Here is a 26,881-nt window from a genome sequence, read left to right as displayed (position 1 = left end):
GGCAACCGTCCGCGCTGCCTTCGATCAAAGCTTCAAATTTTCGCTGCCGCCCCGGCTCAAGCCTTGCATCGTCATCGATGCAAGGTATGGTCCCGGCGATTTTTCACCGAAAGGAACCAGCATGGCCGCCTTCAAGACACTCGACGATATCGGCAATATCAGCGGCAAGCGCGTGCTGGTGCGGGTCGACCTCAACGTGCCTGTCGCCGACGGCAAGGTCACCGACGCCACCCGCATCGAACGCATCGCGCCGACCATCGCCGAACTGTCCGGCAAGGGCGCCAAGGTCATCCTGCTCGCCCATTTCGGCCGGCCGAAGGACGGCCCCACGCCGGAATTCTCGCTGGAGCCGATTGCCAAGGCGACGGCAGAGGTGCTTGGCCGCCCCGTCGGCTTCGCCTCGGATTGCGTCGGCGACACGGCCGGAAGCGCTGTCGCTGCCATGAACAAGGGCGATGTGCTGCTGTTGGAAAACACCCGTTTCTACAAGACCGAGGAAAAGAACGATCCTGATTTCACCGAGCGGCTTGCCGCCAATGGCGACATTTTCGTCAACGACGCGTTCTCGGCTGCCCATCGCGCCCACTCCTCGACCGAAGGCCTGGCGCGGCTGTTGCCGGCCTATGCCGGCCGCACCATGCAGGCCGAGCTCGAGGCGCTGGAGAAGGGGCTCGGCAATCCCGTCCGTCCGGTCGTTGCCATTGTCGGCGGCGCCAAGGTCTCGACCAAGATCGACCTGTTGATGAACCTGGTGAAGAAGGTCGACGCGCTGGTCATCGGCGGCGGCATGGCCAACACCTTCCTTGCCGCGCGCGGCACTGCTGTCGGCAAGTCGCTGTGCGAGCATGATCTTGCTCCGACCGCCAAGCAGATCATGATCGAGGCCGCCGAGGCCGGCTGCGCCATCATCCTGCCGGTCGACGGCGTCGTCGCCAAGGAATTCAAGGCGGGCGCCGCTTGCCAAACCGTCGCCATCTCGGACGTGCCGGCCGACGGCATGATCCTCGACGTCGGCGAAAAGACCGTGAAGGCGATCGGCGAATGGATCGACCGCGCCGCGACACTGGTCTGGAACGGCCCACTCGGCGCCTTCGAGATCGAGCCTTTCGACCACGCGACGGTAGCAGCAGCAAAGCATGCGGCGGCCCGCACCACGGCCGGAAAGCTGGTCTCGGTCGCCGGCGGCGGCGATACGGTGGCCGCGCTCAACCATGCCGGCGTCGCCGACGACTTCACCTATGTCTCGACCGCCGGCGGCGCCTTCCTGGAATGGATGGAAGGCAAGCCGCTGCCCGGCGTCGACGTGCTGAAGCACTGAAGCGATCAACATAGAGAGAGCCCCGGGAGGCAGCTGAGACTTTCAATCGATTCGAGCTTTCCGATGCCATTCCTTTGGCGGTAGACTTCCGTTAAGCGCGGAACAACACCGTCCAAGGAGAAGCAAGAATGAGCGAACGTCTCGAAGACATTGCCGCCGCGATCGTGGCCGGCGGCAAAGGCCTGCTGGCAGCCGACGAAAGCTCCGGCACCATCAAGAAGCGCTTCGACGTCATCGGTGTCGAATCGACCGCCGACAGCCGCCGCGACTACCGCGAGATGATGTTTCGCGCCAAGGACGCGATGACGAAATACATCTCTGGCGTCATCCTCTATGACGAGACCATCCGCCAGAAGGCCGCCGACGGCACGCCGCTGGTCGACATCATCAAGGCCGCGGGCGCCATTCCCGGCATCAAGGTCGACGCCGGCGCGAAGCCTTTGGCCGGCTTTCCCGGCGACACCATCACCGAAGGCCTCGACGGCCTGCGCGACCGCCTTGCCGACTACTACAAGCTCGGCGCCCGCTTCGCCAAATGGCGCGCGGTGATCGACATCGACACCGGCAAGGGCGTGCCCTCGGCCAATTCGATCGCCTCCAACACCCACGCGCTCGCCCGCTATGCGGCACTTTGCCAGGAAGCCGGCATCGTGCCGATCGTCGAGCCGGAAGTGCTGATGGACGGCGCCCACGACATCGACACCTGCTACGCCATCTCGAAGGCGACGCTGATCAAGCTTTATGATGAACTCCATGCGGCCGGCGTCGTGCTCGAAGGCACGATCCTGAAGCCCAACATGGTGCTGTCGGGCAAGAAGTCCGGCACCGTGGACAGTCCCGAAAAGGTCGCCGAGATGACCATAAAACTGTTCCGCGAGACGGTACCCGCGGCTGTGCCGGGCATCGCCTTCCTCTCCGGCGGCCAGGAGGACGAGGAGGCGACCGCCAACCTCAACGCCATCAATGCCATCGGCCCGCATCCGTGGAAGCTGACCTTCTCCTACGGCCGCGCCCTGCAGGCCGCCCCGCAGAAGGCCTGGAGCGGCAAGGCATCGAACGTCGCCGCCGGCCAGGCCGCCTTCACCCATCGCGCCCACATGAACCATCTGGCGGCCTTGGGAAAATGGAAGGCGAACCTCGAACAGGCCGCCTGACCCACATCTTCTTTTCCTCTTTCAAACCCGGGCCGATGCGCCCGGGTTTTTGTTTGTGCCGAGCCCGGCCTTGGGGCCGAGCCTGCCCGTCCTTATCTCCCTTTCGGCAAAAACCGCTGGGCGATGTCGGTTCGCGCCCATCCCAAACGTCCTTGGGGTGACAGACAGGGAGAAATTCATGCCTCGCAACAAGGTGGTTTCGCGCGAAGACTGGTTTCAGGCACACAAGGCGCATCTGGCGCGCGAGAAGGAGCTGACGCGGTTGCGCGAGCGCATCGCGGCCGAACGACGTGAATTGCCCTGGCTGAAGATCCGCAAGGATTACGTCTTCGACACCGAGCAGGGCCCGAAGAACCTGGCTAGCCTGTTCGGCGCCAACAGCCAGCTCATCGTCTATCACTTCATGATGACGCCAGGGTCGGATCATCGCTGCGAAGGCTGCTCTTTCCTCGCAGACCACATAGACGGCGCCAACCAGCATCTCAGGCATCACGACGTATCATTGGTGGTGATCGCGCGCGCGCCGCTGGCGGAGCTGCTGCCCTACAAGCAGCGCATGGGCTGGAAGTTCGACTGGGTGTCGTCCTATGCCTCGGATTTCAACTTCGACATGCAGGTCTCCTTCACCGACAAGCAGATCGCCGCCGGCGACACCACCTACAATTTCGACACGCGTCCGCGCACGTCGAAGGACCTTCCCGGCACCAGCGTGTTCTACAAGGACGAGAACGGCGACATTTTCCTCACCTTTATGTCGCGCGCCCGCGGCGGCGAGGCGCAGATCGGTACCTATGAGTATCTCGATATGACGCCGAAGGGCCGCGACGAGACCGGCCCCTACCAAAGCCTGATGGACTGGGTGCGGCTGCATGACGAGTATCAGGACAGGCAGGCCGACAAGCCCAGCTGCTGCGACTAGAGCAATCCCAGGAAAAGTGTGAAGCGGTTTTCCCGGGAAAAGCGCGTAGCGCTTTCCCTTGGGAATTGCGTCAAGCAAAGAGATGCGCGTTCACCTCAGCTCGAACATGCGCTAAGCCTGCCGCCAATCTATAACGGTACCGCCATGCGCTTCCCGGCCCTTCTCACCTGGCTCGCTTACCCTGTCTATGTCTGGCAGGGGCTCGGCGTGCGTCGTCGCACCACCCGCATGCTGCCGGCACAAGGGCCGGTCATGCATGAGATATCGGGCAAGGCGCCGGCAATCTCGCTGCTGGTGCTGGGCGATTCCTCAGCCGCTTCGGTCGGCATCGGCAATTCCGAGGATGGGCTGGCCGCGCAGCTTGCCGTGATGGTCGCGCAGCGCACCGGCAACGCCGTGCGCTGGCGCGCCGCCGGTTTCAACTCGGCAACGTCGGGCCAGATCCGCGACCATGTGCTGCCCAATCTGTCGGCCGATCCGTGGACGCATATCGTGCTCGCCATCGGCACCAACGACACCAAGAATTTCCACTCGGTGCCGCGCTTCAAGAAAGAGTTCGGTGGCCTGCTATACGCACTTCGGGCCAAATGGCCGGAGGCGCGCGTCGTCTGGTCGCCGGTGCTGGAATTCACCCGCGCGCCGGCCATGCCGCCGCTGCTGGGCAAGATTCTCGAGATCCGCGCCACTGCAATGAACCGCATGGGCGAGCGCCTGTGTTTCGAGCGCGGCGCCGTACCCGCCCCGCGGCTGCCGATCACCAATCCGGAAGAGGGTTTTGCCTCCGACGGTTTTCATGCCTCGGAAGCAGGCTACCGGGCCTGGGCCGAACATCTGCTTGGGCAGGTCCTCGCCGATTGACCAGAGCGCGCACCGGCTCAGGCTAGCCGGTTCGGAGAACTGGATCGGTTATTTTCGAAATACTGTTGATTGCAGGCTGCCTCCAATGGATTGGCAGCAGAATATTTCAAGTCAAAACAACAGGGATGCGCCAAACAGGCGTTACTTCTTCAACACCGCCTTGCGGATTCACTACTGCTGGGTCATTCTGCCATTGGGCAAGGGGGTTGGGTGGCATGTCGAACATTGCCGGCAAAGCATATGCCATGAATGTGCTGACGCCGATGCGGCCTCGGTGGACCTGGATCCAGCACCTGATTTTCATGGTGGCCCGCGCCGGGCCCGCGCAGCTGTCGGGTTTGCTTGGACTGAAGCTCATTCATTTCGCGCGTTGGGTGATCATCCGGCGCGACCAATGGCCTGATCTCGGCCAGGGCAAGCAGGCCATCCAGAACGACTACATGCTGTTCCTGTCCAACTTCAACGGCACCTGGGACCAGTATATCGACGCCTTCGCCGACGGCATTCCGAGCGGCCTGGACATGTTCTGGTACGCCAGCACCAAGTATCCGCACTCGATCCCGATCTCGAGCTTCAAGGACTATATCGGCGCCAACCAGATCCATACCAACTACTATTACAACGCCACGCCGGGTGCCGCGCAGCGCGACATCAAGGCAGCGCTGCGCGTGCGCAATGAAGTGCTAAAGCTCGCCAGGCTTCATGCCGGTGGCGACCCGAAGGCGTTCGCGCAGGCTTACAGGCAGGCGCTTGTGAAGGTGGCCAATTCGCTGGCCTCGCCCGGCTTTGCCCCGATCGCCTCGGTGGCGACGCGCAAGGCCGACAAGGCGCGGCACGAATTCATCGACATGCTGAACAAGAAGCATGGGGCGGCCAATGCCAAACCTTGACGGCGGCCACTATTTCCTGACGGTCCTGGCTCCCATCCGGGTCGACATGATGATCGACCCGGAAATCGGCCGTTCGCGCTCGCACCGGCAGATGCTGGCGCAGAAGCTGGCGCTGATGGCCACGGGAAAGCAGACGGCGGTATCGCCGCCGGATGCATGGCCGTCGCCCTTCTCGCGCAACACGCTGAACCATCTCGCGCGCTTCGTCATCATCAACGGCCAGCCTTCAACGGACGCATTTCGGGCGATGCGCTGGTCGGCGCCATACGCAGCGTCAATCCGCTGGCGCCGCAGTCTGTCGACCAGCTGGGCACGCCCTTTCTGCTGTTCGCGGCCGATATTGACGCACAGGCGAAGGGCGATGCGCTGCGCGCCTACACCGATCAATTGTGGGCGACGATGCAAAGCGATCTGACGGTCATTTTCGGCCATTGCGTCGGCTTTGACGGTGTCAAAACGGCCGAGGATTTTCACGCCTATATCAAACGCTGCCAGATCGAGACGACGATGCCGTTCAACGACTACTGGCCGGACGGCCTCGACGTCAAAGACAAGAAGCTGGAGATCGGCGCGCTCAAGCCCGTTGGCATCGCCACGGCAGGCGCGATCGCAATCTGGCTTGCGATCCTCCTCCTGCACGGCATCTTCGCTGTCTTCGGCGTTCACAATGCTTTTGCGCAATGGATCGCGACGGCAGCCACATGGGGCGTCGCCGTGGTTTCGCTGCTGGTCCTCGTGACGTTGCTCATGGCCTGGAGCCTGTATCGCAAGGTCTTCCAACAGGGCATGACGCCGTTTCCAACCGCACCCGGCGCCGACCTGCCTTCGGTGCTGAAATCGCTGTTCATCCAGCAGCATTTCACCCGCTTCGCCATCGAAGCGCAGGGCCTTGACGACACAGCACTTCACGCCCGCTTCGGTGCCTTTCTCGGCGCCATAAAACCGGAGGATCCGACGGGACCCACACAGCAGGCCGGAGAAATCCGGGCGCCGGCGGCGGAGTGGGCAAGATGATCGAGCTCGACCTTCCCGACATCCAGGGCAACATCCATCGCCCCTATGGCCGTTTTGGCTTTCCGCACAGCCGGCATCTGTTTTTCACCATCGCTGACGCTGCTGCCGGCCGGCTGTTCGTGCAAGGCATCCGGCCGCGCATCACCACCGCCGAGCCATGGGGCAAGTCGGAGGCTGGCGGCGCCGGACCCACACTGCTGCCCAAGCCGCCGATCACGCTCAACATCGGCTTCACCTTTCTCGGCCTGCGCGCGCTCGATTTGCCGACCCGTACGCTGCGACTTTTGCCCGACGAGTTCATCGACGGCATGGGCTGCCGCGCCGACATCCTCGGCGATGTCGAAGGCAGCGCGCCGCAGCGGTGGGACCCGGTGTGGCGCTCGCATCTCGACGGCGCCGTTCGGCCGGTTCATGTCTGGGTGTCGCTCAATGTCGGCGCCAACCCCGACGGCACGCCGCTGCCTGAACTTGCCCAGTGGACGACATGGCTGCAGGAACTCGCGGCAAAGTCCAGTGGCGGCGTGGCTCTCCTCGCAGGGCACGGAGCCGACGGACAAGGCTTTTGGCAGGATTCCGCCGCGCTGATGGACCCCGGTCCCGACGGCACGATGGTCCCGCAGCCGAAGGAGCCCTTCGGCTTCACCGACGGCATCAGCGATCCGGTCTTTCGCGGCCAGTTTCAGGCCGACGCAGAGGCGCGCGCCGTCATCGGCGCCGGCAAGATCGCTGAGGGCCCCTACGATCCCAAGACCAGCTGGAAAGCGCTGGAAACCGGCGAGTTCATCCTCGGTCAGGTCGACGAGGGCCAGGAATTTCCGGTCGCCACGCAGCCGCCCGGTTTTGCCCGCAACGGCACCTTCATGGTCTGGCGCAAGCTGCGCCAGGACGTGCCGGGGTTCGAGGCCGAGATGCGGCGGCAGGCGGCCCTGTGGAAGCAGGTTACCGGCATTGCCGACGACGTGGAGGCCTATGAGACCGTCTCGGCCAAGCTGGTCGGCCGCTGGCGGTCCGGCATTCCCCTGCTGGCCGCGCCGAGCTGGGCCGACCATCAGCGTTTGATGGTCGAATGGGCGGATTGCATCGATCCCGCGTTGCGCAAGCCGCGCGAAGACGCCAAGCACCAGGAACGGCTCGCCGCCTTTGCCCGGCTGCTCACCGGCTTCCGTTACGGCGATGATCCCGACGGCGCCAAATGCCCGTTCGGCGCCCACATTCGCCGCGCCAATCCGCGCGACATGCTCGACCCGCTGCTGAGCGACACGCATGGGGCAAGCACGCTCACCAACCGCCGCCGCATCCTGCGCCGCGGGCTGCCCTATGCCGATCCCGACGGCGAACGGGGCGTCATCATGATGGCGATCTGTTCGAGCATTTTCCGGCAGTTCGAATTCATCCAGCAACAATGGATGAGCTACGGCCTGGATTTCGAAGCCGGCAATGACACCTGCCCATTGACCGGCAACCGCGCAGAATCCAGCAAGCACGTCATTCCGGCCGGGCCGGCCAATGCCACACCCTTCATCGCGGCGAACCTGCCTGAATTCGTGACGACGCGCGGTGGCGATTACTTCTTCGTCCCCAGCCTCACCGCAATTCGCATGATCGCCATGGGAACGGTCGACCCGACCTGATCGCGACCGGCTGAGGGCAGAAGCGCCCGGAACCGCTGGCGAAAGAGGCGAGAGATGCGCTCTATGTCCAGTGCCCCAGCGCGCCGGCCAGCGCGATGGCGGCCATGGCAAGCAGCGCCAGCTTCCAGAAATCGCCGCGCCGCCTCAAGCCCGGCCAACCGAGCGGCTTGATCAGCTGAATGGCCATCATGCCGATGATGACAAGGGCGAGCAGTTTCGACATGCAGCCTTTGACCAGCATCGCGGACGGCTGTCAAAGCGCTTCTTGCATGGTCTTTGCCAATCCGGCCATTCCTGACAATCGGCTCGGTTCCGGGCCGCTCGCAAAGCACCTCGCAGCTTTCTTCAGCGACCTGACAGGCTCCTGACAGACTGCTGTCAGGAGGGGTGTGCGATAGTGTCTCCATCAGAGAAGAGGAGACGGTCATGAACAGCTTCGGTATTTTGAACAGCGTACAGCACTATGTCGGCAAGATCCGCACGATGCGCAATGAAGTCCGTACCCAGCGCTTCATGAACTCCTTGCCGGCAGACATCCGCAAGGACATTGGCTGGCCCGATATGTATGAAGGTCACCGCCGCATGCGTGAGATCTGAGGCTTTTTTTCATGGCAATGCTTGGATACGGCCCCTGCCACGCCCAGATCATTGACATGAACCTTGGGCAGCGATGCCTCGTGACTGGCGGAACACCTTTCGACGGTCGCCACGCACAATGCTGAAGGCTCCTGACAGAATGCTGTCAGGAGCGCCATGCCATAAACGTGTCAGGAGACATGAATGGTGAAGAGCTGGAACGACAGGCTGAACACGCCAGGCATCAATGGCGTGAAACCGACGCCGCGCACGATGGGCGACGTCGTCGAGGGCCAGCCGATGCTGGTGCCGACGGCCCGTCAGGTCGATGATTTCATCCGCTCCATACCCAAAGGCGTCGAGATGGACGTCCGCGCCTTGCGCACGGCGCTCGCCATCGAGCACGGGGCGCAAGTGACATGTCCGGTCACCATCGGCTATCATCTGCGCACTGTTGCAGAAGCCGCCAACGAGGATCTCGAACGCGGCATGACGTTGAGCGATATCGCACCGTTCTGGCGCGTGCTCGACACCAACGCGCCGACGACGAAGAAACTGTCCTTCGGCGCGGAATTCGTCGCCGCGCAGCGTAAGCGCGAAGGATTGAAACCATAATGGATGTCGCCCGGGCCCGGTTCAGGGACCACGACATTCATAGAAACGCAGCCGAGGGACCATACGATGCGCCGTGCCGACAGGCTCTTCCAGATCGTGCAGCATCTGCGCGGTGGCAGATTGGTCACCGCCCAGAAGCTTGGCACCTGGCTCGAGGTTTCCGAACGAACCATCTACCGCGATATTGCCGATTTGCAGTCGACCGGGGTGCCGATCGACGGCGAGGCGGGCGTTGGCTACATGATGAGGGAGGGTTTCGACCTTCCGCCGCTGATGTTCACCCGTGACGAGATCGTGGCGCTGGTTGCCGGCGCCCGGATGGTGCGCGCCTTTGGCGGTGCTGCCATGGCGCGGGCCGCCGACGAGGCGCTGGTCAAGATCGGCGCCGTGCTGCCCGACGCCGAAAAGGACCGCATCGCCCGCACCGAGATCCATACGCCCATGTGGGTGGTGAGCGATGCTGCCCGTGAGGCGATCGACCTGATCGAGCGCGCCGTCGAGAAGCGCCAGGTGCTGACCATCGACTATCGCGACGAGGCCGGCCGCAGCACCGGGCGCGATATCCGCCCGCTCGGCCTGTGGTTCTGGGGCAAGGTGTGGACGCTGATCGCCTGGTGCGAGATGCGCGAAGATTTCCGCGCCTTCCGCATCGACCGCATCGCCTCGGTGGTCATCGCCGGCCGCATCTTCAAGCCGGAGCGCGGCAAGCAGCTCGCCGATTTCTACCGCGCGGTCGAACGTTCGGAGGATTACGGCATGACGCCGGACCGGGCGGCGCGAAGCTGAGATCGCAATAAAAAAGCCCGCTCGAAGCGGGCTTTTTTATTGGTCTGTCGCAGACCTTATTCCTCGTCGTCGGAATCTTCTTTCTTGGACTTGAGCGCCGACAGCTTGGCGAACACGGCATTGGCGTCGAGCTCGGCATCCTCGTCCTTCGGCTTCTCCGGCGCCGGCACCAGGCGCTCGGTCAGGGCCGCCGGCAGCAGCGTATCGCCGACAGGCTGCGCCTGTTCGCGGCCGCGCGAGGCGCGGTTGACTTCCATGTCGAGGTCGATCTGCGAGGCGAGACCCAGCGTCACCGGATCCATCGGCTGCAGATTGGCCGAGTTCCAGTGCTTGCGCTCGCGGATCTGCTCGATCGTCGACTTGGTGGTGCCGACGAGGCGCGAAATCTGCGCGTCCTTCAATTCCGGATGGTTGCGCACCAGCCACAGGATGGCATTGGGCCGGTCCTGGCGCTTCGACAGCGGCGTGTAGCGCGGACCTTTGCGCTTGGATTCCGGCACCCGCACCTTCGGATCGGACAGCTTCAGGCGCTGGTTCGGATCCTTCTCGGCGCGCGCGATCTCGTCGCGGGTCAGCTGTCCGGTCATGATCGGGTCCATGCCCTTGATGCCTTGCGCCGATTCGCCGTCGGCGATCGCCTTGACCTCGAGCGGATGCAGCCCGCAGAACTGCGCGATCTGCTCGAAGGAGAGCGCGGTGTTGTCGACCAGCCAGACGGCGGTCGCCTTGGGCATCAGCAGCGTATTGGCCATTTCAAAAATCCTTCTCGTTCGCCCGCGTTCCCGCGCGGGCGGTGGTTTAGAGCCACCAAAATGGGAAATTCGCGGCCTGTATAACCGCTCCGCTGCCGTTTCGCAATGTTTTTGGCAGGAGGGCGCAGCCGCCGGGCGCGAGACCGCGTGGAGGTCGGAAAAGGCCTCAGCCTCGGCGATCGCTGATGCGGAGTCGGTAAAAGGCGGTCCAAAACGACAAAACCCGCCGGACAAGGTCCAGCGGGCTCGGAACCGGCGACGGGAAACCGTCTGCGGCGGCTCTTGCTTCTGCCGCGTGGTCAAGCCTTAGCGGCCGACCATGCTTCGAGTTAGATCGCCTTGCGGGCGATCCGCTCGATATCGCCACGGCTGATGCCGAGGTCGTTGAGCTGACGGGCGTTGAGCTTGTTCAGCTCGCGCACGGTCTCGTTGTACATACGCCAGTTACGGAAAGCGCGGATCGGGTTCATGGTATTCCTCCATTTGGTGGATCAATTCGTTTCGATGACGCTTAGATAGGCAGTGCTGCCCACGAATTGAACAGACGTCTTTGCATAGCCGCAATGCAAATGCTGCATTGCACAATTAAGGTTCTGTTCATCTTGCCGGCAGGCGACACACGCCCAGGGCGTGTCGAGATTCAGGTCAGGCCGAGTCGAAAATGGTGGCGTCCGAGAACCGGAGCGGAGCGTACTTTTCGTACGTGAGCACCGGAAGCGCAGGACGCCATCATTTGCAGACCGGCCTCACCTGAACCCTCGATATGCCCTAGCCGACGTCGAGAACGATCTTGCCGATATGCTCGCCCTCTTCCATGCGCTCATGCGCGCGCCAGGCATCAGTCAGCGGGAAGATCATGTCCATGACCGGTGACACCTTGCGGGTGCCGAGCAGCGGCCACACCTGCGCTTCCAGCGACGCGGCGATCGCTGCCTTGAACTCGACCGTGCGTGGCCGCAGAGTCGAGCCGGTATGGGTCAGCCGCTTGACCATGATTTTTGAAAAGTCGGCGCTCGCCACCGCACCGGCCTGGACGGCGATCTGGACGATCCGGCCCTCGACCGCCGCCGCCTCGTAGTTGCGCGCGACATAGTCGCCGCCGACCATGTCGAGGATGACGTCGGCGCCCTTGCCGCCGGTGGCATCCTTGACCGCGGTGACGAAATCCTCCTCGCGGTAGTTGATCGCCCGGTCGGCGCCAAGCTTCAGGCAGGCGTCGCACTTTTCCTTCGAACCGGCGGTGGCGATGACAGTGGCGCCGAAGGCCGAGCCCAGCTGGATCGCCGTGGTGCCGATGCCGGACGAGCCGCCATGGACGAGCAGCGTCTCGCCTTTCTTCAGGCCGCCGCGCTCGAACACGTTGTGCCAGACGGTGAAATAGTTCTCCGGCACGGCGGCGGCTTCCGTATGGGTGAAGCCGGCGGGCAGCGGCAGCACGCTGCCGGCATGAACCTTGACATATTCGGCATAGCCGCCACCGGGGGTGAGCGCGCAGACCCGGTCGCCGATGCGCCAGCGCGATATCTCGTCGCCAAGGGCCGCCACTTCGCCCGATGCCTCGAGGCCCGGCAGGTCGGACGCGCCGGGCGGTGGCGGATAGGCGCCCTTGCGCTGCTGCACGTCGGGCCGGTTGACGCCGGCGGCACGCACCCGGATCAGGATTTCGCCGGGGCCGGGCACCGGCACGTCGCGCGTTTCCGGTTTCAGCACCCGCGGCCCACCGGGCTGCGAAATTGCGATGGCCGTCATCCTGGCCGGAATTTTGTGTCCGCTCGCCATGAAATTTCCCGTCTCGATCTTGCCGGTCTGTCGCCGGCTGCCAGTTTCTTGCCGACTGTTTGCATCAGCACCCCTGCCCTATGTATGCTGATTGCCGGATCAGGCAAATGCTGAAATCAGGCCAATACTGATCAGGGAGGAGCGACGATGGCGATCTTCGACGACGAACCCAAAAAGAAAGCCCGGCCGCATGAGATCGGACAGGATCTGTCGCTGCTTTCGGTCGGTGACCTGACCGAGCGGATCGGCATATTGCGCGACGAGATTGCCCGGCTGGAAGCCGAACTCCAGGCCAAGGGCAGCACCAAATCGGCGGCCGAAGCCCTGTTTCGCCGCGGCTAGTTTTTGCGCTAGTTTTCAGCGCCGAAGCATTCGCCGCCGAAAAGCCCGAATGCGCCTGTCTTCAAAGCTGCCCCCGTTTTCAGAACTGACAAGCCCCTCGAGCCGGATCAAAACATGTTTGCAAGCTACAGACCGATCCTCTCGCTGCTTCGCGGCACCGCTTTCCTGCTTGCGGCATCGGGGTTGCACGGCCTGCTGCTGCCGCTGCGTGGCCAGCTCGAAGGATTTTCAACCGCGTCGCTCGGCCTGATGGGCACGGCCTGGGCCGGCGGCTTCGTCACCGGCTGCTTCTTCGCACCGCGCCTGGTACGCCGCGCCGGCCACGTCAGGGCCTTCGGCGCCTTTGCCGCGTCGGGCGCCATCGTCGCTTTGCTCACCGGTCTGATCATCGACGAATATGTCTGGATCCTGCTGCGCGCCTTCACCGGCTTCACCATGGCCGGCGCCTTCATGGTCATCGAAAGCTGGCTGAACGAGAAGGCCACCAATGAGAACCGCGGCACCGTTTTCGGCCTCTATATGATGGTCACCTATGCCTCGATCATGGGAGGCCAGATGATCGTTGCCGGCGGCGACGTCAGATCGGCATCGCTGTTCATGATCACCGGCATCTTGTTCTGCCTGTCGCTGATCCCGACCGCCGTGTCGTCGGCTTCGTCTCCCAAACCGTTGCAGGACGTCAAGCTCGACGTCAAAGGGCTTTATGCCAACTCACCGGTGTCGGCGATCGCTTGCCTGCTGGTCGGCATCGCCAATGGCGCCTGGGGCACGCTGGGTGCGGTCTACGGCGCCCGCATCGGCATTTCCACGGCCGAGATCGCACTGATGATGAGCCTTGTCGTCGTTGCCGGCGCGGCCATGCAGCTTCCGGCCGGCCGCCTCTCCGACAAGACCGACCGCCGTTTCGTGCTGGCCGGCGCCGCATTCGGCGGGGCGTTGGTTGCGATCCTGATTTTCCTGTTCGAACCGCGCTCGGCTGTCTTTGTCATCGTCTTGACCGCCGCTTACGGCGCCTTCGCCTACACGCTCTATTCGATCGCCGTGGCGCATGCCAACGACCACGCGCGGTCGGAGGACTTCGTCAAGGTCTCGGGCGGCCTGCTGCTTCTGTACGGCTTCGGCACCATGATCGGGCCCTTGCTGGCCGCCGCTTTGATGGGTTGGCTCCGCCCCGAAGGGCTGTTCCTGGCCACCGCGCTGGCGCATCTGAGCCTCGCCGCCTACACGCTGCTGCGCATCAGTCGCCGCGCGCCGGTGCCGATCGAAGACCGCGATGCCTTCAAGACCCAGCCGGCCGACCGCTCGGTCACCCCTGAAGCATTGCGGCTGGACCCCAGAAGAAAAGCTGAAGTCGACGGTTGAGATTCGAAAAGCTTTGCCTCACAAATACAGGCATGATCTTTTCAGACGCCTTCATGGCGATTGCCGATCCCAACCGGCGCTATCTCTTAGAAGAGCTCCGGCGCGGCCCGAAAACCGTCAACGAGCTGGCCGCCGGCCTGCCAGTCTCACGCCCGGCCGTTTCCCAGCACTTGAAAGTATTGCTCGACGCCGGCCTGGTCCACGCCAAGGCCGAAGGCACGCGGCGGGTCTATACGGTCAGCAATGCCGGCTTCCTCAGGCTCAATATTTGGCTTGATCAGTTCTGGGAAGCATAGGCCGGCGCGACGCGGAAAATACAGCCGGTCCTAGCTCCCCTGGTTTCATGACAGGAGGACCAGCCGATGCGACGCGAAGTGATACTTGGTGCCGTGACTGCGGCTAATCTGGTGCTGTTTGCAGCAACCGCTTTGATGCAGATTCTTCCGGCCAAAGCGCAGGACGCCGTCGGCATCTTGCGCGGCAGCGGGCTTGAGATCGTCGATGGCGAGGGCCGCCTGCGCTCCAGCATTTCCATCCTGCCGGCGGCGGCGGGCGAGGCCGAGACCGTGCTGTTTCGGCTGATCACGCCAAACGGCCAGCCCTCGGTCAAGATCGCTGCCTCGACCGCCAGCGCCGGATTGAGTTTCGTCGGCGGCGATGATTTGAGCTACGTCATCCTGGACGCCGACGGCGCCGAAACCCGGCTCAAGATGGTGGAGCCGGAAGGACGCGAGAAGCTGATAGCGCCATAACTCGGCGCAGCATCGCGATCAGCCGTTGTTGTAGGGGAAGAACTTGAAATAGGGCTGCGCCTCCTCGATCACCCTGGCGAAAGAGGGCCGCTTGAGCAGGCGGTCGTGATAGCGTTTCACGGCCGGATATTTGTCGCCGAACGGCTCGACCTTGTTGGCATAGAACAGCGCCGGCGAGGCCGCACAGTCGGCCATGGTGAAAGTGTGTCCGGCCGCCCAGATTTTCAAGCGCATCTCCTCTTCCACAATCGCATAGGCGTTGCGCAGTTGCGCGCGCGCCTCCTCGACCCCGAACGGATCGGTCTTGTCCTGCGGCCGCAACCTGTCGCCGACGATCTTCTGCATCGGCGCCTGCACATAGAAATCGTAGAAACGGTCGGCCTGGCGGACCTGAAGAGCGAGGTCAACCTCGGCCGGTATGAGCTCGACCGGCCCCGGATAATGCGCGGCCAGATATTCGATGACGATGGTCGATTCCAGCACCGTGCGGTTTCGCGCGTCATCGCGCAGCGCCGGCATCTTGCCAGTCGGCGACACCTTCAGGAACGCCGCGCGCGACTGCGCGTCGCCGAGATCGACGATGATCGGCGTGAAGGGCGTGTCGTTTTCATAGAACGCAATCAGCGGCTTCCAGCAGAACGATGCCAGCGGATGAAAATGGAACGTCAGGGACATGCTTTGCTCGCTTGTTTTCGAATTCGTTGACACTGCCTGACAACACCGAAATGTCACCTGGCTTTTCCGCAGGGGAGCCTGTCAAGCCTCTGTCAGGGCTTGGTATGGGCGACGATGGCGGCGGCAATCGTGTCCCAATCTTGGGGATGCAGTTCGTGGCCACCGCCTTCGATGCGGACAAGCCGTGCCCCGGCTACAGCATCGGCAAGGGCTGCGCCATGTTCGACCGGAAAGATCGGATCCGATGTCCCATGGATGACGAGCAGCGGCGCCTCGATCTCGTGCAGGCGCCCTTTCAGATCCTCGCCGCCTTTCAGCATGAAATGGTTGGTCGCGCTCAAAAAGCCGCCGGACCGGTCATAGTCTCGTTCAATGAAGGCCCTCATCGCCTTCGCGTCGAACGGATGCGCGGTGCTTGCGATGGCGTGCGCGTCCTTGACGACAAAGCCGACCACCTGTTCGCGGTCCGACCAGTCGACTTTTGCGCCGTCGGCCGAGTGCTCCATATAGGCCTCGGTCGTCCCCGGTAGATGCGATGTGTCGATGCCCACCGGCGAACTGCTGATCACCGTCAGCGAGATGACACGCGAGGGATGTTTCAAGGTCAGCCGTTGCGCGATCATGCCGCCCATTGACATCCCGACCACATGCGCCTTGCCGATGCCGTAGCTGTCGAGGACGCCGACGGCATCGTCCGCCATGTCATCGAATGTATAGGGCGGCTCGCCCGCCGCATATTTGGTCGAAAGGCCGGTATCGCGGTTGTCGAAGCGGATCACGAAGCGGCCTTCGCCGGCGAGTTTCTTGCAAAGCACCTCCGGCCACCACAGCATCGAGGCCATGGAGCCCATGATCAGCAGCATGGCTGGATTCCCGGGATCGCCAAACGTCTGGGAGACGATTTCGGGTGCAGCGGCCTTTGTCATGGGAATGTCCTCGCTTATGCTTCAATCTGATTGCGTTTTGCAATCGGTTGCACGATAATAAAACTGATACGATAATGCAACTGGTTTTTTGGGGAGAGTCGGATGAAAACCGAACACCGCTCGGGATGCCCGATCAATCTGTCGCTGGAAGTGTTTGGCGACCGCTGGAGCCTGATCATCCTGCGCGACATGATTTTTGGCGGCAAACGCCATTTTCGCGAACTGCTGAATCGCTCGATCGAGGGCATCGCTTCCAACATCCTGGCCGACCGGCTGAAGCGGCTGATGGAACTTGGCATGCTGACCAAGGCCGACGACCCCTCGCACAAGCAGAAGGCGATCTACAGCCTGACCGAGATGGCGATCACCCTGGTGCCGATCATGGCTCATCTCGGCGCCTGGGGCCGCGTCTGGCTGCCGGCCAGCGAAGAGCTTTCGGTTCGCGCCGAGCTTCTGGAGAAGGGCGGGCCGCCACTGTGGGAGCAGTTCATGGACGAGCTGCGCCATGAGCATCTGGGCGCGCCTGCCACCGGGCCGGGGCGGCCTTCAGTTCGCGCCACATTGCAGGCCGGGTATGAGGCGGCGGTGGCTCGCAAGGCGTCCAGCGCCGGCCAGGCCCCGGCCTCCTGACCAACTTATTTTCCCATTTATGGGGCGGCTCTGCTATCAAGGGGCCGAAAAACATAATTTATGGGATTGGATAACGCTCTTGGTTGAGAACTCTAAGGATACTGCCCGCGCCCGGGCAGATATGCGTTTCAAGAAGCAGGAAGAAGCAGCCACGGTGCGGCAAAAGGCGATGGCGGAGTATGTCGCCGAGGCAGACGCCCGCCAGGCCAAGACCAACAAGCTCAGGGCATTGCGCCTTGCCAAGGAAGCCGAAGACCTCGCCAACGCCCCTGCCGCCCCGGTCAAGAAGCCGACCCGGGCCAAGAAGAAAATCGCCTGACGGCCCCAATAGTCGATGGCTGACTGGAGCGGCTGGCGGCCGGATGCCGGTCAACGGCACGCCGCTATAGCAACCTGCCATTCCGCTTTCCCACGCGAAGCAATTTCAACCGCAACCGGGATTTCGCATCTCGCGTGTCAGGTCGATGATCGACGTGTTTTGAACAGGAGACCGCCATGACCGCACTGACCCTCGAAAAGGCCAAGCACATCATCGACGCCGCTTTCGCCAAGGGCGCCGAGCTGAAGCTCAAGCCGCTCGGCGTCTCCGTGCTCGATGCCGGGGCTCACCTCGTCGCCTTCCAGCGCCAGGACGGCGCCTCGTTCCTGCGCCCGCAAATGTCGGCCGGCAAGGCCTATGGCGCGCTTGCCGTCGGCATGGGCTCGCGCCGCGTCGAGGCTTTCGCGAAGGAGCGCCCACATCTCGTCGCCGGCATTTCCGACGTCTCGGGCGGACGCGTCCTGCCGGTCGTCGGCGGCGTCTTGATCCGCGATAAGGCCGGCACGGTCATCGGCGCCGTCGGCATTTCGGGCGACACGTCGGACAATGACGAGGCCGCCGCCATCGCCGGCATCGAAGCCGCAGGCTTCACGGCCGATCCGGGCTGACCGACCCTTCGGCTAGTTGAGGTTGATATCCCGGCTGGCCGACCGCATCGACACCGAGAAACCGGCCAGCACGTCGAACAGGGCGATCACCATCAGTGTGAAGAAGACGGAGTGCGCCGCGCCCTTCACCAGCAGGAACTCGACCAGGAACGCCACGAAGACCAGTGTCGACAACAGGTGGTCCATGATCGAGGCATTGGTGGTGCGCACCGACTTCACCATTTCGAGGAACAGGAAGATCAGCCCGATCAGCACCATCAGGTCGCCGAGCGTCATCGAAAACACCCCGCCCGACATCATATGGAACGAGAAGATCTCGGTCGCCCAGGGGTCGTCGCCGCTGCCGAATATTCCGAGGAGTCCGAGATTGTAGGCCACGAAGGGCACGATCAGCAGCGGGATGGCACCGAACATCAGGCGTCTCCTCTGGCAATTCCGGGAAAGCGTGAGCGCTCCGGAACTGCGTAAACGATGGGGGCACCTTCTGTAGAATGCTCCGCAGGCACGCCGTCAAGATTTTTCGCTAACAGCCGTGAACACGGTCGAAGACCGGGTGCAACAACCGTGTCACCCGGCTCAACGCCTGAACTGCCCGGTGCGCACCGCAGCGCCGATGGCATTGAGGATGAAAAGGCCGGCGGTCATCGATGTGATCTCGTTGACGTCGCGCGCCGGCGCGATCTCGACGATGTCCATGCCGACGACGCGCCCCTTGGCGAACAGTCCCTTTATCAGCTCGATCGTCTGCCGGTAGCTGATGCCGCCAGGCGCCGGTCCCTCGACCGCCGGCATTACCGCGGGATCGAGGCCGTCGGCGTCGATGGTGAGGTAGTAGCGGCCACCGGCCGGGATGCGCTCCAGCAGCGCCGCCGTGCCGATATCCTGCCATTCATTGGCGGTGACGATGTTGGAGCCATAGGCGCGGGCCGCCTCCACCTCCTCGACGCGGGCGCTGCCCTGACCACGGATGCCGAGCTGGAAAATCTCGGCGATATGCGCCATCTCCGAGGCGCGGCGGATGGGGCTGGAATAGCCTTCCCTGACGCCGTTGACATTGTCGCGCCAGTCGAGATGGGCATCGATCTGCACCAGGGTGATCGGCCCTTCGCCGTCAAGCGCCCGGAAGATCGGGATCGGAATGCCGTGATCGCCGCCAATGGTGATCGGCAAGGCACCGGCGGCGCGGATCTTGCGGATCGCCGCCTCGGCCCGCCCGTAGTGCCCGCCCGCGGCATCGCCGGGGACATCGCCGACATCGACCACCCTGACGTCCTGCCCGTCGAACAGGGTTCCGCCAATGTCGAAATCATAGCGGTCGAGCCCCAGGCTGATGCGTTGCGAGGCGCGCCGCACTGCGGTCGGCGCGTTGGTCTGGTCGTTGACCAGCTCGTCGATCGTGTAGGGGGTGCCGTAAGGCATGCCGATGATGGCGACATCGGCCTTCAGCGCATCGAGATCCTCGACCAGCGGGAAATTCATGAAGGTCTGGAAGACATCACGCGGTGCGGTGGTGAGCTTGGCCATACTTGTCCTCCAAAGCCGGTCGGTCGTCTCGCGGAAGCGCCACGACAAGGCATGCGGACCCAATACAGCACTGCCGTTGTAGCGAGTATCGCCACGGACGCCCCGGTCTTTGGCATAGAAGGCGCTCAGCTTGACGCCAGTAGGCCGCCAAACGCAAAAAGACCGGCCATTGGCCGGTCCTTCGCTATGTCAAACCGTCGAAAAAGCTGGGCTCAGCTTTCCTTGGGCGTCAGAACCTGGCGGCCGCGATACATGCCGGTCTTCAGGTCGATGTGGTGCGGGCGGCGCATTTCGCCGGAATTCTTGTCCTCGACATAGGTCGGGGCCTTGAGAGCGTCGGCCGAGCGGCGCATGCCGCGCTTGGACGGAGAGGTTTTTCGTTTCGGAACGGCCATGGATATGCTCCACTACATGGTCAAAATGCCCCGATAGCCCTCGTGAAAGGGCCGCGTCAGGGCCATAATCTGAGAAAGTCGGGTGCCTATACACGCCCTACGCCGTTTTGGCCAGCGTTGAGGCAAATTTTTTTGAGCCGGCAGCGCTTCGTCCTAATCCAGACACCCGACATATGCGCCAGAGCGCCCGGCGCGGCGTTCGATCAGCGACGCCAGCCGCCGCAGACCTGGACCGGGCTTGGCCGGATTGCGGGCGATCGGGTTGGGCAGCGAGACGGCCAGCAGGGCCGCCTGCCGCCGCGACAGCTGCTTGGCCGAAACGCCGAAATGATGCTGGGCCGCCGCCTCGATGCCGTAAATGCCCGGCCCCCACTCGGCGATGTTGAGGTAGATCTCCATGATCCGCCGTTTCGACATCACCGCGTCGAAATAGACGGCCAGCGGCAGTTCGACCACCTTGCGCACCGAGCCCAGCGGCCGCGACCACAGGAAAAGGTTCTTCACCGTCTGCATGGTGATGGTCGAGGCGCCGCGCGTTGCCTCGCCGGCCAGCGCATCGTCGACGACGCCGCGCAATTCGCCGAGGTCGACGCCGCGATGGAAGCAGAACTGCCCGTCCTCCGACATGATCACGGAATTGGCCAGCACCGGCGAAACATCGTCGATCGAAACCCAGCGCCGGTCGTAGCCGGAAAACGTCGCCAGATCTTTGACCATCAAGGTCGATATCGGATGCACGAAGGACGGCAAATAAAGGAAGGTCAGCACAACGGGTATCGCCGCCAGCACGGCGGCGACGACCAGGCAGCGCCGACCCAGGCGCTTCAGACCGGCGCGGTTCACGCGCCTCGGTCGCGCCATGTCCAGCCCTTCGGTTTCATGATCGACGATAGGTTCCGTCAAGCCGCCCCACCCGCGCCATTCTCCCGCCTCCGGCATAATGGCGCGAGGCTTCTTGCGCAACGTCTGAGTGTCGGCTACCGCTCCCGGCCATGACGAAAGACGAGCAAATAGCCTTTGAAGCCGCACTTTTGGTGCGAGCGGCGGCAATCGAGACCGAACTGCGGCTGTTGCTCGACGGCCGTACGCTTGCCGGCGAGATCGCCCGGCCGGAGCGCCTGATGGCTGCCATGCGCCATGGCGTGCTGAACGGCGGCAAGCGACTGCGGCCCTTCCTGGTCATGGAAAGTGCCGCGCTTTTCGACGCCGATGGCGAGGCGGCACTCCGCGTGGCGGCCGCACTCGAATGCGTGCACTGCTATTCGCTGATCCATGACGATCTGCCGTCCATGGACGACGACGATCTGCGCCGCGGCCAGCCGACGGTGCACAAGGCTTTCGACGAGGCCACCGCCATCCTGGCCGGCGACGCGCTGTTGACGCTTGCCTTCGATATCCTCGCCGACGAGGCGACGGCCTTGCCGGCGGAACGCCGTGCAGCCCTGGTGCTGGCGCTGGCCCGTGCCGCCGGCGCCGGCGGCATGGTCGGCGGCCAGACGCTCGACCTCGACGCCGAGCGCAACAGGCCCGACGAGGCCGGCATCATTCGGCTGCAGGCGATGAAGACCGGCGCGCTGATCCGCTTCGCCTGCGAAGCCGGTGCGATCATTGCCGGCGCCGCCCCGCAGGACCGTGACCGGCTGGCCGAATTCGGATCGGCGGTCGGGCTTGCCTTCCAGCTTGCCGACGATCTGCTCGACCTGACCGCCGATGCCAGCCAGATGGGCAAGGCGACCGGCAAGGACGCCGCCGCCGGCAAGGCGACGCTGGTGGCGCTGCACGGCACGAATTGGGCGCGCAGCCAGCTCCATGGGCTGGTCAAGCAGGCGCATGAATTGCTTGAGCCTTACGGCGAACAGGCAGCCTTGCTGAAGGCTGCGGCAAGTTTCGTGGCAATCCGCAACAACTGAGGTTTTGGCTATTGGCAGATGGGCGCTTGCGTGAGCTCGCTATCTGACCTTAACCACGACCTTGCCCTTGGCACGTCCTGTTTCGACGTACGCCAGCGCCTCATTGGTCGCTTCAAAGGGAAAGACCCTGTCGACAACCGGACGGATCGCCCCGTCTTCGATGAGGGACGTGATTTTGCTCAGCTGCTCACCTTGCGCCCACATGAACAGGAACGAAAATCCCACGCCTCGGCGCTTGGCTTTGGTCCGGATACCGCGGCTCAGCAGGCGCAGCACCAGCCTTAGCGCCAGGTTCAGTCCCTGTTTTCTGGCAAATTCGGGATCCGGCGGACCGGAAATGGAGATCAGCTTGCCGCCCGGCTTCAGCACATTCAGGGACTTTTCAAGCGTCTTGGCGTCCTGGCTGTTCAGGACGACGTCATAGCCCGACAGAATTTTCTCGAAGTCGTCTTTCTTGTAGTCGACGACGACATCGGCGCCGAGACCCTTGACCAGATCGGCACTCGCCGCGCTCGCCGTTGTCGCAACGGTCGCGCCGAGATGCTTTGCCAGTTGGATGGCGAATGTCCCCACGCCGCCGGAGCCAGCCTGGATGAAGACTTTCTGGCCTTTCTTCAGGCCAGCCCTCTCGATGAGAGTCTGCCACGCGGTCAGACCGACCAGTGGGATTGAAGCCGCTTCCTCCATGCTGAGGTTCGCGGGCTTCAGGGCCACATCGGCTTCGTCGATTGCGATGAATTCGGCAAATGTTCCGATCCGGCCGTCGCGCGGCCGCGCATAGACAGCGTCGCCGGGTTTGAATTTGCGGACTTTCGAGCCCACCCTGACAACCCGCCCAGCTACGTCGTGGCCAAGGATGAAGGGCCGGCGATAGGGCAGGATGAGCTTGAATTCGCCGGTCCTGACCTTGGAATCCAGCAGGTTCAACCCTGCGGCATGGACCTCGACCATGACATCATTGTCCAGTAGCTCCGGCTCCGGCATCTCAGCCAGCCGCAGAATGCCTTTCTTGTTATATTTATCGACAACGAATGCCTTCATGGCAGTGACTTTCTGAAAGTGTCTGTTGCTGTCTCGTTTGCGCGTGAAATTCGCCGTCTTGCCGTTGTTCAGACCGGCAAGCGGAACTGCTTGCGCAAGGTCTTGTCGAACATCGCCGCTGGGGCGAAGCGGCGCAGCAGGCTGACCTGGCGCGCTGCCTTCCCTGCGGTATAGCGCCGTCGCGGACGGGCATCGGTCGCCGCCTTGACGACCACATCCGCCACCACTTCCGGCCGATCGGCTTTGGGCATCACATCGGCAAGCAGCGCCTTGAGCCCGGCTCGCGCCTGATCGTATTCCTTCAAGAGAGAATCCGGCTCGATGCCGTTCTGGTCGAAGACGGTACGCACGAATGCCGGCTCGATGACCGAGACGCGAATATTGAAGGCACGCACCTCGTGATCGAGCGATTCCGAATAGCCCTCGAGCGCGTGCTTGACCGCCGAATAGTGGGCTGAATATGGCGCGGGTACCAATCCCAGAATCGAGCCGATGTTGACGATGCGCCCTCCGCCTTGCTGCCGCATCCACGGCAACACCGCATTGGTCATCCGGATGACGCCGAACAGATTGACGTCGAACAGGGCCTGCACCTGTGCGATCGAGAATTCCTCGGCGCCGCCAAGCAGGCCGATACCGGCATTGTTGACCAGGAGGTCGATCCGCCCGGTCTGCGCCAGCACGGTTGAAACGAGGGCGCTAACGGAGTCGCCATCGGTCACGTCGCACGTCAGCATGGACACCTGCGTCGGACCGTTGCCGGACTTGCCACGACTTGTCCCGAAGACGGTATATCCTGCCCGCGCCAAGGCCTCGGCGCTGGCGCGGCCGATGCCCGATGAGGCTCCGGTCACGACGGCGGTTCTTCCCGAAAATGCACTCATTTGATACTCCGGAGACATGAGGGCTAGCTTTTTGCCAGCGGTTGAATTACGATCATAATATCAAATTACGAGCATAATGCAATAGCAGAAGGGAAACGTCGCCATGCGCTACGAGAAGGGCCGAAAGGACGCGTCACGCGATCGGATCGTGGAGGTCGCCGCCCAGCGTTTTCGCGGTGACGGCATCGCCGCGTCCGGACTGGCAGCCATCATGGGCGACGCCGGGTTGACGAACGGAGCCTTCTATCCGCATTTCCAATCCAAGGCGGAGCTTGTGCGCGAAAGCCTGGTGGCGGCCATGGAGATCCAGTCGCAGCAACTGCACGAGGTATTGGCCGCCGGTGGCCCGGAGATGGGCATAGCGGCGTATCTGTCGGCTGAGCACCGGGATAATCCGGGAACGGGCTGCGCCAACGCCGCGCTGCTGCCGGAACTCGCGCGTCAGCCGCTCGAAACGCGCGAAGTCTACACCGAACGCTTGTTGGTTTTGGTCCGCCAGTTGTCTGCAGCGCTTCCGCACACCAAGGATCCGGAAGGCGCCGCCATGGGTGTCTTTGCGACCCTCATCGGCACGCTTCAACTGGCCCGCGCGGTGGCAGGGACGGATTTGTCGGATCGCATCCTTGCCGCAGGAGCAGATGCGGCGCGAAGGCTGATCCAGCCAGGTGAGGATCAGAAGGCATCCTAGAGATCGGAGTGCGCCATACTGGAACCGAATGTCGCGGACTAGACTGCAAGATCCTCAAGCAGACGCGAGATCGTGCTCCGCCCCAGAGCACTCATGGTCGGATTGGTCACCCGATAGTACCAGACGAGACCCATCGCCTGCTGGAAAGCCCATGCGGCGCCACGCCTCCATTCCAACTCACCGGCTTGAGTGGCTTCGCGAAAGGCTGCCCGACGGGCCCGGTCGAGGAGGTGCCATGCAACGACGAGATCGAGCGCCGGATCGGCTGGGCCGAAGCTGCCACCGTCCAGAACTCCGACCAGCCTTTCCCCTTCTACCAAGAGGTTTGCTGGGATGAGGTCCTTATGGCTCATTACCTCGGAACCTGCAGGAGGCAGTTCGCGCAGGACAGCCCAGAGGTGCCGGAGACGCGCGACGTCGAGAAGGTCTTCACTTTTGGAGAAGCAGACCTCCATCCAATCGTCATGATCTGAGAGGTTCCCGCCTCGCCCTCGTCCATCGAAACGTCGCCCCTTCACATCTCCCCTGCGAAGCGAGGTCACGAGATGAGCAAGATCGAGTGAGAAGGCTGTTGAACCGCTCAGCCCGGTGGGCGTCGCCGTTTCGCCCTCTATCCAAGTCTGTACGAGCCAAGGCATGGGGTAGGCTGGGCTCGGTCTGCCTAGCCCAATCGGTTGAGGCGTTGGAAACGGGCAATATTCCTCCAATTCGTTCATCGCAGCCGCTTCCGCCCTCAGCAGGATGGTGCATTGGGTTTGGTCCATCAATCGCAAGGGGAAGCGTACGGCGTATTTCGCGCCGATGCGGAAAATTGCGTTGACGGTACCTGCTGTTACCAGCGGCACGATCTTCTGATCTCCATACTGAGGAAACTGATCGCGGATCAGGTCTCGCGCGAGGTCGATTTCGATGCGCACCTGGTCGCTATGCATGCGCTGCCGCTCTCCCGTTTGACCGCATATGCAGCGATTGTATGTCCTCTAGTTGCCCTGTTGGCACGGGTGACCAATAGCCGGAATGAGGTCGTTTGCCGACTGGCTGCGGTAGTGTCTCAGTTGAGACACTACCTTGGCTGCTTCACATTGCGCCGGATTCTGATTCAGGGCCTATGAGTCTACGCTCTAATGCAGATGCCTAAGCTTGTCGGGATTGCGCATGACATAGATGGCCGCGATCTTGCCGTCCTCGATGTCGAGGGCGGTGGTCTGCAGTTCGCCATCGGCTTCCAGCGTGATGAACCCCGGCAATCCATTGATGAAACCGACGCGAACCAGTGTCGACCCCTTCTCGCGCAGCCAGACCGCCACCTGCTCGTACTGCTTCATGACGGCATCGAACCCCAGCAGCGGTTGCATGGCCGCCGGACGCTTGCCGCCGCCATCGGCATGGCCGCTGACATCGGCGGTCAGCAGCGCGCCGAGCGCCTGCATGTCGCCGCTGCGCGACGCCGCGAAGAATGCCTCGGCGATCTCGAGGCCGCGTTGCTTCTCCACCTTGAAGCGGGGCCGCGCCTCACGGACATGGCCGCGTGCACGGGCCGCGAGCTGGCGGCAGGCGGCGGAGTCGCGATCGATGGCAGTAGCGACTTCCTCAAACTCCAGCCCGAACACATCGTGCAACAGGAAGGCTGCCCGCTCGAGCGGCGAAAGCCGTTCCAAAGCCAGCATCAGCGGCAAGGTGACGTCTTCCAGATCGTCCTCTTCGACGATCGGCTCGGGCAGCCAGGGGCCGATATAGGTTTCGCGCTGGCGCCGCGCGGATTTGAGCTGGTCGACGCAAAGCCGCGTCACCGTGCGGCGCAGGAACGCTTCGGGTTCGCGCACCTGCGACCGGTCCGTCCCCATCCAGCGGATGAAGGCCTCCTGCACGACATCCTCGCCGTCGCTTACCGAACCCAGCATACGGTATGCGACGCGCATCAGCGTCGGCCGCAGCGGGCCGAAGCCCGCTGCCGCATCCCCGGTTTCAGCCTCAGTCATCAAGCGGCTGCCGCCTTGGCGCTGGATCGGATCGCTGCCGCATCGGTGTAAAGCCCGAAGCCAACGGCGATGCGGTTCCAGCCATTGATGATGTTGATCAACAAGGTGAGCTTGACCTGCTCTTCGTCGGTGAAGTGCGCCTTCAGATCGGCATAGGCGCGTTCGCGGTCCTGCCCTTCCGAGAGGCGCGTGAGCGCATCGGTCCAGCCGAGCGCGGCACGCTCACGATCGCTGTAGCAGGGCGCCTCGCGCCAGGCCGGCAGCAGATAAATGCGCTGCTCGGTCTCGCCATTCTCGCGGGCTTCGGTCGCATGCAGATTGATGCAGTTGGCGCAGCCATTGATCTGCGACGCCCGAAGCTTGACCAGCTCGTTGAGGCTATGCTCGAGCCCGGCGGCGACAGAGAGCTCGGTGGATGCGCGCTGCCATTGCTTAATCAGCGCAGGGGCGGCGGCGAAGAGGTCAATTTTGGCAGTCATGATTGCAGTCCTTGTTGTTGGGTACGCTCTCATGACGAGGCAACATGGTCTGATGTGACATCCATGCCAGGTTTT

The 26,881-nt window shown here is 63.1% G+C and carries 33 protein-coding genes and 1 pseudogene; 19 read left to right on the top strand and 15 right to left on the bottom strand.

Features of this window, described 5'->3' with window-relative positions:
* Nucleotides 1-121: 121 nt before the first annotated feature.
* The 7 genes from AC1DYJ_RS07655 (at nucleotide 122) to AC1DYJ_RS07625 (ending at nucleotide 7,784) form a co-directional block, all read left to right on the top strand.
* On the top strand, nucleotides 122-1,318 hold the full coding sequence (locus tag AC1DYJ_RS07655) for a phosphoglycerate kinase (RefSeq protein WP_477283744.1): 1,197 nt from the start codon (nucleotides 122-124) through the stop codon (nucleotides 1,316-1,318).
* Between the two features lie 128 nt (nucleotides 1,319-1,446).
* A complete protein-coding gene (locus AC1DYJ_RS07650; RefSeq protein WP_477283746.1) occupies nucleotides 1,447-2,472 on the top strand; it encodes a class I fructose-bisphosphate aldolase in 1,026 nt (341 codons plus the stop codon).
* Nucleotides 2,473-2,650: 178 nt separating this feature from the next.
* Nucleotides 2,651-3,391, top strand: a complete 741-nt coding sequence (locus AC1DYJ_RS07645) for a DUF899 domain-containing protein (protein ID WP_477283748.1) — start codon at nucleotides 2,651-2,653, stop codon at nucleotides 3,389-3,391.
* Between the two features lie 144 nt (nucleotides 3,392-3,535).
* The gene (locus AC1DYJ_RS07640; RefSeq protein ID WP_477283750.1) at nucleotides 3,536-4,249 is read left to right on the top strand and encodes an SGNH/GDSL hydrolase family protein; all 714 of its coding nucleotides are present in this window, start codon (nucleotides 3,536-3,538) and stop codon (nucleotides 4,247-4,249) included.
* 215 nt (nucleotides 4,250-4,464) lie between these two features.
* Nucleotides 4,465-5,139, top strand: a complete 675-nt coding sequence (locus AC1DYJ_RS07635) for a hypothetical protein (RefSeq protein ID WP_477283752.1) — start codon at nucleotides 4,465-4,467, stop codon at nucleotides 5,137-5,139.
* Between the two features lie 156 nt (nucleotides 5,140-5,295).
* Complete coding sequence (locus tag AC1DYJ_RS07630) at nucleotides 5,296-6,153, top strand: hypothetical protein (protein ID WP_477283754.1); 858 nt, start codon at nucleotides 5,296-5,298, stop codon at nucleotides 6,151-6,153.
* A complete protein-coding gene (locus tag AC1DYJ_RS07625; RefSeq protein ID WP_477283756.1) occupies nucleotides 6,150-7,784 on the top strand; it encodes a Dyp-type peroxidase in 1,635 nt (544 codons plus the stop codon). The genes AC1DYJ_RS07630 and AC1DYJ_RS07625 overlap by 4 nt, the downstream gene beginning before the upstream one ends.
* A 61-nt stretch (nucleotides 7,785-7,845) precedes the next feature.
* Here the strand turns inward: AC1DYJ_RS07625 and AC1DYJ_RS07620 are convergent, their stop codons facing one another.
* Nucleotides 7,846-8,007 carry a hypothetical protein gene (locus tag AC1DYJ_RS07620; RefSeq protein WP_142869984.1) on the bottom strand — a complete coding sequence of 54 codons (162 nt, stop codon included), beginning with the start codon at nucleotides 8,005-8,007 and terminating at the stop codon, nucleotides 7,846-7,848.
* A gap of 203 nt (nucleotides 8,008-8,210) precedes the next feature.
* On the opposite strand from AC1DYJ_RS07620, the gene AC1DYJ_RS07615 reads away from it, so the two are divergent.
* From AC1DYJ_RS07615 to AC1DYJ_RS07605, 3 genes are all read left to right on the top strand, one after another.
* On the top strand, nucleotides 8,211-8,381 hold the full coding sequence (locus AC1DYJ_RS07615; protein ID WP_477283758.1) for a hypothetical protein: 171 nt from the start codon (nucleotides 8,211-8,213) through the stop codon (nucleotides 8,379-8,381).
* Nucleotides 8,382-8,564: 183 nt separating this feature from the next.
* Nucleotides 8,565-8,975 (top strand): hypothetical protein, encoded by a 411-nt coding sequence (locus tag AC1DYJ_RS07610; RefSeq protein WP_477283759.1) that lies wholly within the window; start codon nucleotides 8,565-8,567, stop codon nucleotides 8,973-8,975.
* 66 nt (nucleotides 8,976-9,041) lie between these two features.
* Nucleotides 9,042-9,761: a helix-turn-helix transcriptional regulator gene (locus tag AC1DYJ_RS07605; protein WP_477283761.1), complete on the top strand. Its 720-nt coding sequence runs from the start codon at nucleotides 9,042-9,044 to the stop codon at nucleotides 9,759-9,761.
* Nucleotides 9,762-9,817: 56 nt separating this feature from the next.
* Here AC1DYJ_RS07605 and AC1DYJ_RS07600 read toward each other — a convergent pair whose 3' ends face one another.
* From AC1DYJ_RS07600 to AC1DYJ_RS07590, 3 genes are all read right to left on the bottom strand, one after another.
* A complete protein-coding gene (locus tag AC1DYJ_RS07600) occupies nucleotides 9,818-10,513 on the bottom strand; it encodes a DUF1013 domain-containing protein (protein WP_454573094.1) in 696 nt (231 codons plus the stop codon).
* A gap of 329 nt (nucleotides 10,514-10,842) precedes the next feature.
* A complete protein-coding gene (locus AC1DYJ_RS07595) occupies nucleotides 10,843-10,983 on the bottom strand; it encodes a DUF1127 domain-containing protein (RefSeq protein ID WP_112393407.1) in 141 nt (46 codons plus the stop codon).
* A 298-nt stretch (nucleotides 10,984-11,281) separates the two neighbouring features.
* Nucleotides 11,282-12,292 carry an NAD(P)H-quinone oxidoreductase gene (locus tag AC1DYJ_RS07590; protein WP_477283764.1) on the bottom strand — a complete coding sequence of 337 codons (1,011 nt, stop codon included), beginning with the start codon at nucleotides 12,290-12,292 and terminating at the stop codon, nucleotides 11,282-11,284.
* A gap of 147 nt (nucleotides 12,293-12,439) precedes the next feature.
* Between AC1DYJ_RS07590 and AC1DYJ_RS07585 the strand changes: the two genes are divergently transcribed.
* From AC1DYJ_RS07585 to AC1DYJ_RS07570, 4 genes and pseudogenes are all read left to right on the top strand, one after another.
* The gene (locus tag AC1DYJ_RS07585) at nucleotides 12,440-12,634 is read left to right on the top strand and encodes a DUF1192 domain-containing protein (RefSeq protein WP_477283766.1); all 195 of its coding nucleotides are present in this window, start codon (nucleotides 12,440-12,442) and stop codon (nucleotides 12,632-12,634) included.
* Nucleotides 12,635-12,730: 96 nt separating this feature from the next.
* A pseudogene (locus tag AC1DYJ_RS07580) lies at nucleotides 12,731-13,996 on the top strand (MFS transporter); the annotation flags it as partial.
* A 32-nt stretch (nucleotides 13,997-14,028) separates the two neighbouring features.
* The gene (locus AC1DYJ_RS07575) at nucleotides 14,029-14,292 is read left to right on the top strand and encodes an ArsR/SmtB family transcription factor (RefSeq protein ID WP_477283768.1); all 264 of its coding nucleotides are present in this window, start codon (nucleotides 14,029-14,031) and stop codon (nucleotides 14,290-14,292) included.
* A gap of 66 nt (nucleotides 14,293-14,358) precedes the next feature.
* Nucleotides 14,359-14,748, top strand: coding sequence for a hypothetical protein (locus tag AC1DYJ_RS07570; protein ID WP_477283770.1), 390 nt, complete (start codon nucleotides 14,359-14,361; stop codon nucleotides 14,746-14,748).
* A gap of 18 nt (nucleotides 14,749-14,766) precedes the next feature.
* Here the strand turns inward: AC1DYJ_RS07570 and AC1DYJ_RS07565 are convergent, their stop codons facing one another.
* Both AC1DYJ_RS07565 and AC1DYJ_RS07560 read right to left on the bottom strand, forming a co-directional pair.
* Nucleotides 14,767-15,423 (bottom strand): glutathione S-transferase family protein, encoded by a 657-nt coding sequence (locus tag AC1DYJ_RS07565; protein ID WP_477283772.1) that lies wholly within the window; start codon nucleotides 15,421-15,423, stop codon nucleotides 14,767-14,769.
* A gap of 92 nt (nucleotides 15,424-15,515) precedes the next feature.
* Nucleotides 15,516-16,349, bottom strand: coding sequence for an alpha/beta fold hydrolase (locus AC1DYJ_RS07560; protein WP_477283774.1), 834 nt, complete (start codon nucleotides 16,347-16,349; stop codon nucleotides 15,516-15,518).
* 102 nt (nucleotides 16,350-16,451) lie between these two features.
* Between AC1DYJ_RS07560 and AC1DYJ_RS07555 the strand changes: the two genes are divergently transcribed.
* From AC1DYJ_RS07555 to AC1DYJ_RS07545, 3 genes are all read left to right on the top strand, one after another.
* The gene (locus tag AC1DYJ_RS07555) at nucleotides 16,452-16,979 is read left to right on the top strand and encodes a winged helix-turn-helix transcriptional regulator (protein WP_477283776.1); all 528 of its coding nucleotides are present in this window, start codon (nucleotides 16,452-16,454) and stop codon (nucleotides 16,977-16,979) included.
* 79 nt (nucleotides 16,980-17,058) lie between these two features.
* A complete protein-coding gene (locus tag AC1DYJ_RS07550) occupies nucleotides 17,059-17,298 on the top strand; it encodes a hypothetical protein (protein WP_477283778.1) in 240 nt (79 codons plus the stop codon).
* A 176-nt stretch (nucleotides 17,299-17,474) separates the two neighbouring features.
* Nucleotides 17,475-17,906, top strand: coding sequence for a GlcG/HbpS family heme-binding protein (locus AC1DYJ_RS07545; RefSeq protein ID WP_477283780.1), 432 nt, complete (start codon nucleotides 17,475-17,477; stop codon nucleotides 17,904-17,906).
* Nucleotides 17,907-17,918: 12 nt separating this feature from the next.
* On the opposite strand, the gene AC1DYJ_RS07540 is transcribed toward AC1DYJ_RS07545, so the two are convergent.
* The 4 genes from AC1DYJ_RS07540 to AC1DYJ_RS07525 form a co-directional block, all read right to left on the bottom strand.
* On the bottom strand, nucleotides 17,919-18,320 hold the full coding sequence (locus AC1DYJ_RS07540) for a hypothetical protein (RefSeq protein ID WP_477283782.1): 402 nt from the start codon (nucleotides 18,318-18,320) through the stop codon (nucleotides 17,919-17,921).
* A gap of 162 nt (nucleotides 18,321-18,482) precedes the next feature.
* Nucleotides 18,483-19,430, bottom strand: a complete 948-nt coding sequence (locus AC1DYJ_RS07535) for an agmatinase (protein ID WP_477283784.1) — start codon at nucleotides 19,428-19,430, stop codon at nucleotides 18,483-18,485.
* Between the two features lie 212 nt (nucleotides 19,431-19,642).
* Nucleotides 19,643-19,825, bottom strand: a complete 183-nt coding sequence (gene rpmF / locus AC1DYJ_RS07530) for a 50S ribosomal protein L32 (protein WP_008834724.1) — start codon at nucleotides 19,823-19,825, stop codon at nucleotides 19,643-19,645.
* A gap of 153 nt (nucleotides 19,826-19,978) precedes the next feature.
* Entirely contained in the window at nucleotides 19,979-20,686 is a 708-nt protein-coding gene (locus AC1DYJ_RS07525; protein ID WP_477283960.1) for a biosynthetic peptidoglycan transglycosylase, read from the bottom strand.
* A 131-nt stretch (nucleotides 20,687-20,817) separates the two neighbouring features.
* Here AC1DYJ_RS07525 and AC1DYJ_RS07520 point away from each other — a divergent pair, with 131 nt between their 5' ends.
* Entirely contained in the window at nucleotides 20,818-21,735 is a 918-nt protein-coding gene (locus AC1DYJ_RS07520) for a polyprenyl synthetase family protein (RefSeq protein ID WP_477283786.1), read from the top strand.
* 39 nt (nucleotides 21,736-21,774) lie between these two features.
* On the opposite strand, the gene AC1DYJ_RS07515 is transcribed toward AC1DYJ_RS07520, so the two are convergent.
* On the bottom strand, nucleotides 21,775-22,776 hold the full coding sequence (locus AC1DYJ_RS07515; protein ID WP_477283788.1) for an NADP-dependent oxidoreductase: 1,002 nt from the start codon (nucleotides 22,774-22,776) through the stop codon (nucleotides 21,775-21,777).
* A gap of 68 nt (nucleotides 22,777-22,844) precedes the next feature.
* Nucleotides 22,845-23,660: an oxidoreductase gene (locus AC1DYJ_RS07510; RefSeq protein WP_477283790.1), complete on the bottom strand. Its 816-nt coding sequence runs from the start codon at nucleotides 23,658-23,660 to the stop codon at nucleotides 22,845-22,847.
* Nucleotides 23,661-23,763: 103 nt separating this feature from the next.
* Between AC1DYJ_RS07510 and AC1DYJ_RS07505 the strand changes: the two genes are divergently transcribed.
* Nucleotides 23,764-24,348 carry a TetR/AcrR family transcriptional regulator gene (locus tag AC1DYJ_RS07505; RefSeq protein ID WP_477283792.1) on the top strand — a complete coding sequence of 195 codons (585 nt, stop codon included), beginning with the start codon at nucleotides 23,764-23,766 and terminating at the stop codon, nucleotides 24,346-24,348.
* 38 nt (nucleotides 24,349-24,386) lie between these two features.
* On the opposite strand, the gene AC1DYJ_RS07500 is transcribed toward AC1DYJ_RS07505, so the two are convergent.
* The 3 genes from AC1DYJ_RS07500 to AC1DYJ_RS07490 form a co-directional block, all read right to left on the bottom strand.
* Entirely contained in the window at nucleotides 24,387-25,280 is an 894-nt protein-coding gene (locus AC1DYJ_RS07500; protein ID WP_477283794.1) for an aminoglycoside phosphotransferase family protein, read from the bottom strand.
* A gap of 189 nt (nucleotides 25,281-25,469) precedes the next feature.
* On the bottom strand, nucleotides 25,470-26,327 hold the full coding sequence (locus tag AC1DYJ_RS07495) for a sigma-70 family RNA polymerase sigma factor (protein ID WP_477283796.1): 858 nt from the start codon (nucleotides 26,325-26,327) through the stop codon (nucleotides 25,470-25,472).
* The gene (locus AC1DYJ_RS07490) at nucleotides 26,327-26,806 is read right to left on the bottom strand and encodes a carboxymuconolactone decarboxylase family protein (RefSeq protein ID WP_477283798.1); all 480 of its coding nucleotides are present in this window, start codon (nucleotides 26,804-26,806) and stop codon (nucleotides 26,327-26,329) included. Before AC1DYJ_RS07490 ends, AC1DYJ_RS07495 begins: the two co-directional genes overlap by 1 nt.
* Between the last annotated feature and the right edge of the window lie 75 nt (nucleotides 26,807-26,881).

The sequence above is a fragment of the Mesorhizobium sp. P2_B11 genome, from assembly GCF_056404855.1.
The sequence above is the reverse complement of the archived record's forward strand: the minus strand, read 5'-3'. Positions and strand labels throughout refer to the sequence as shown.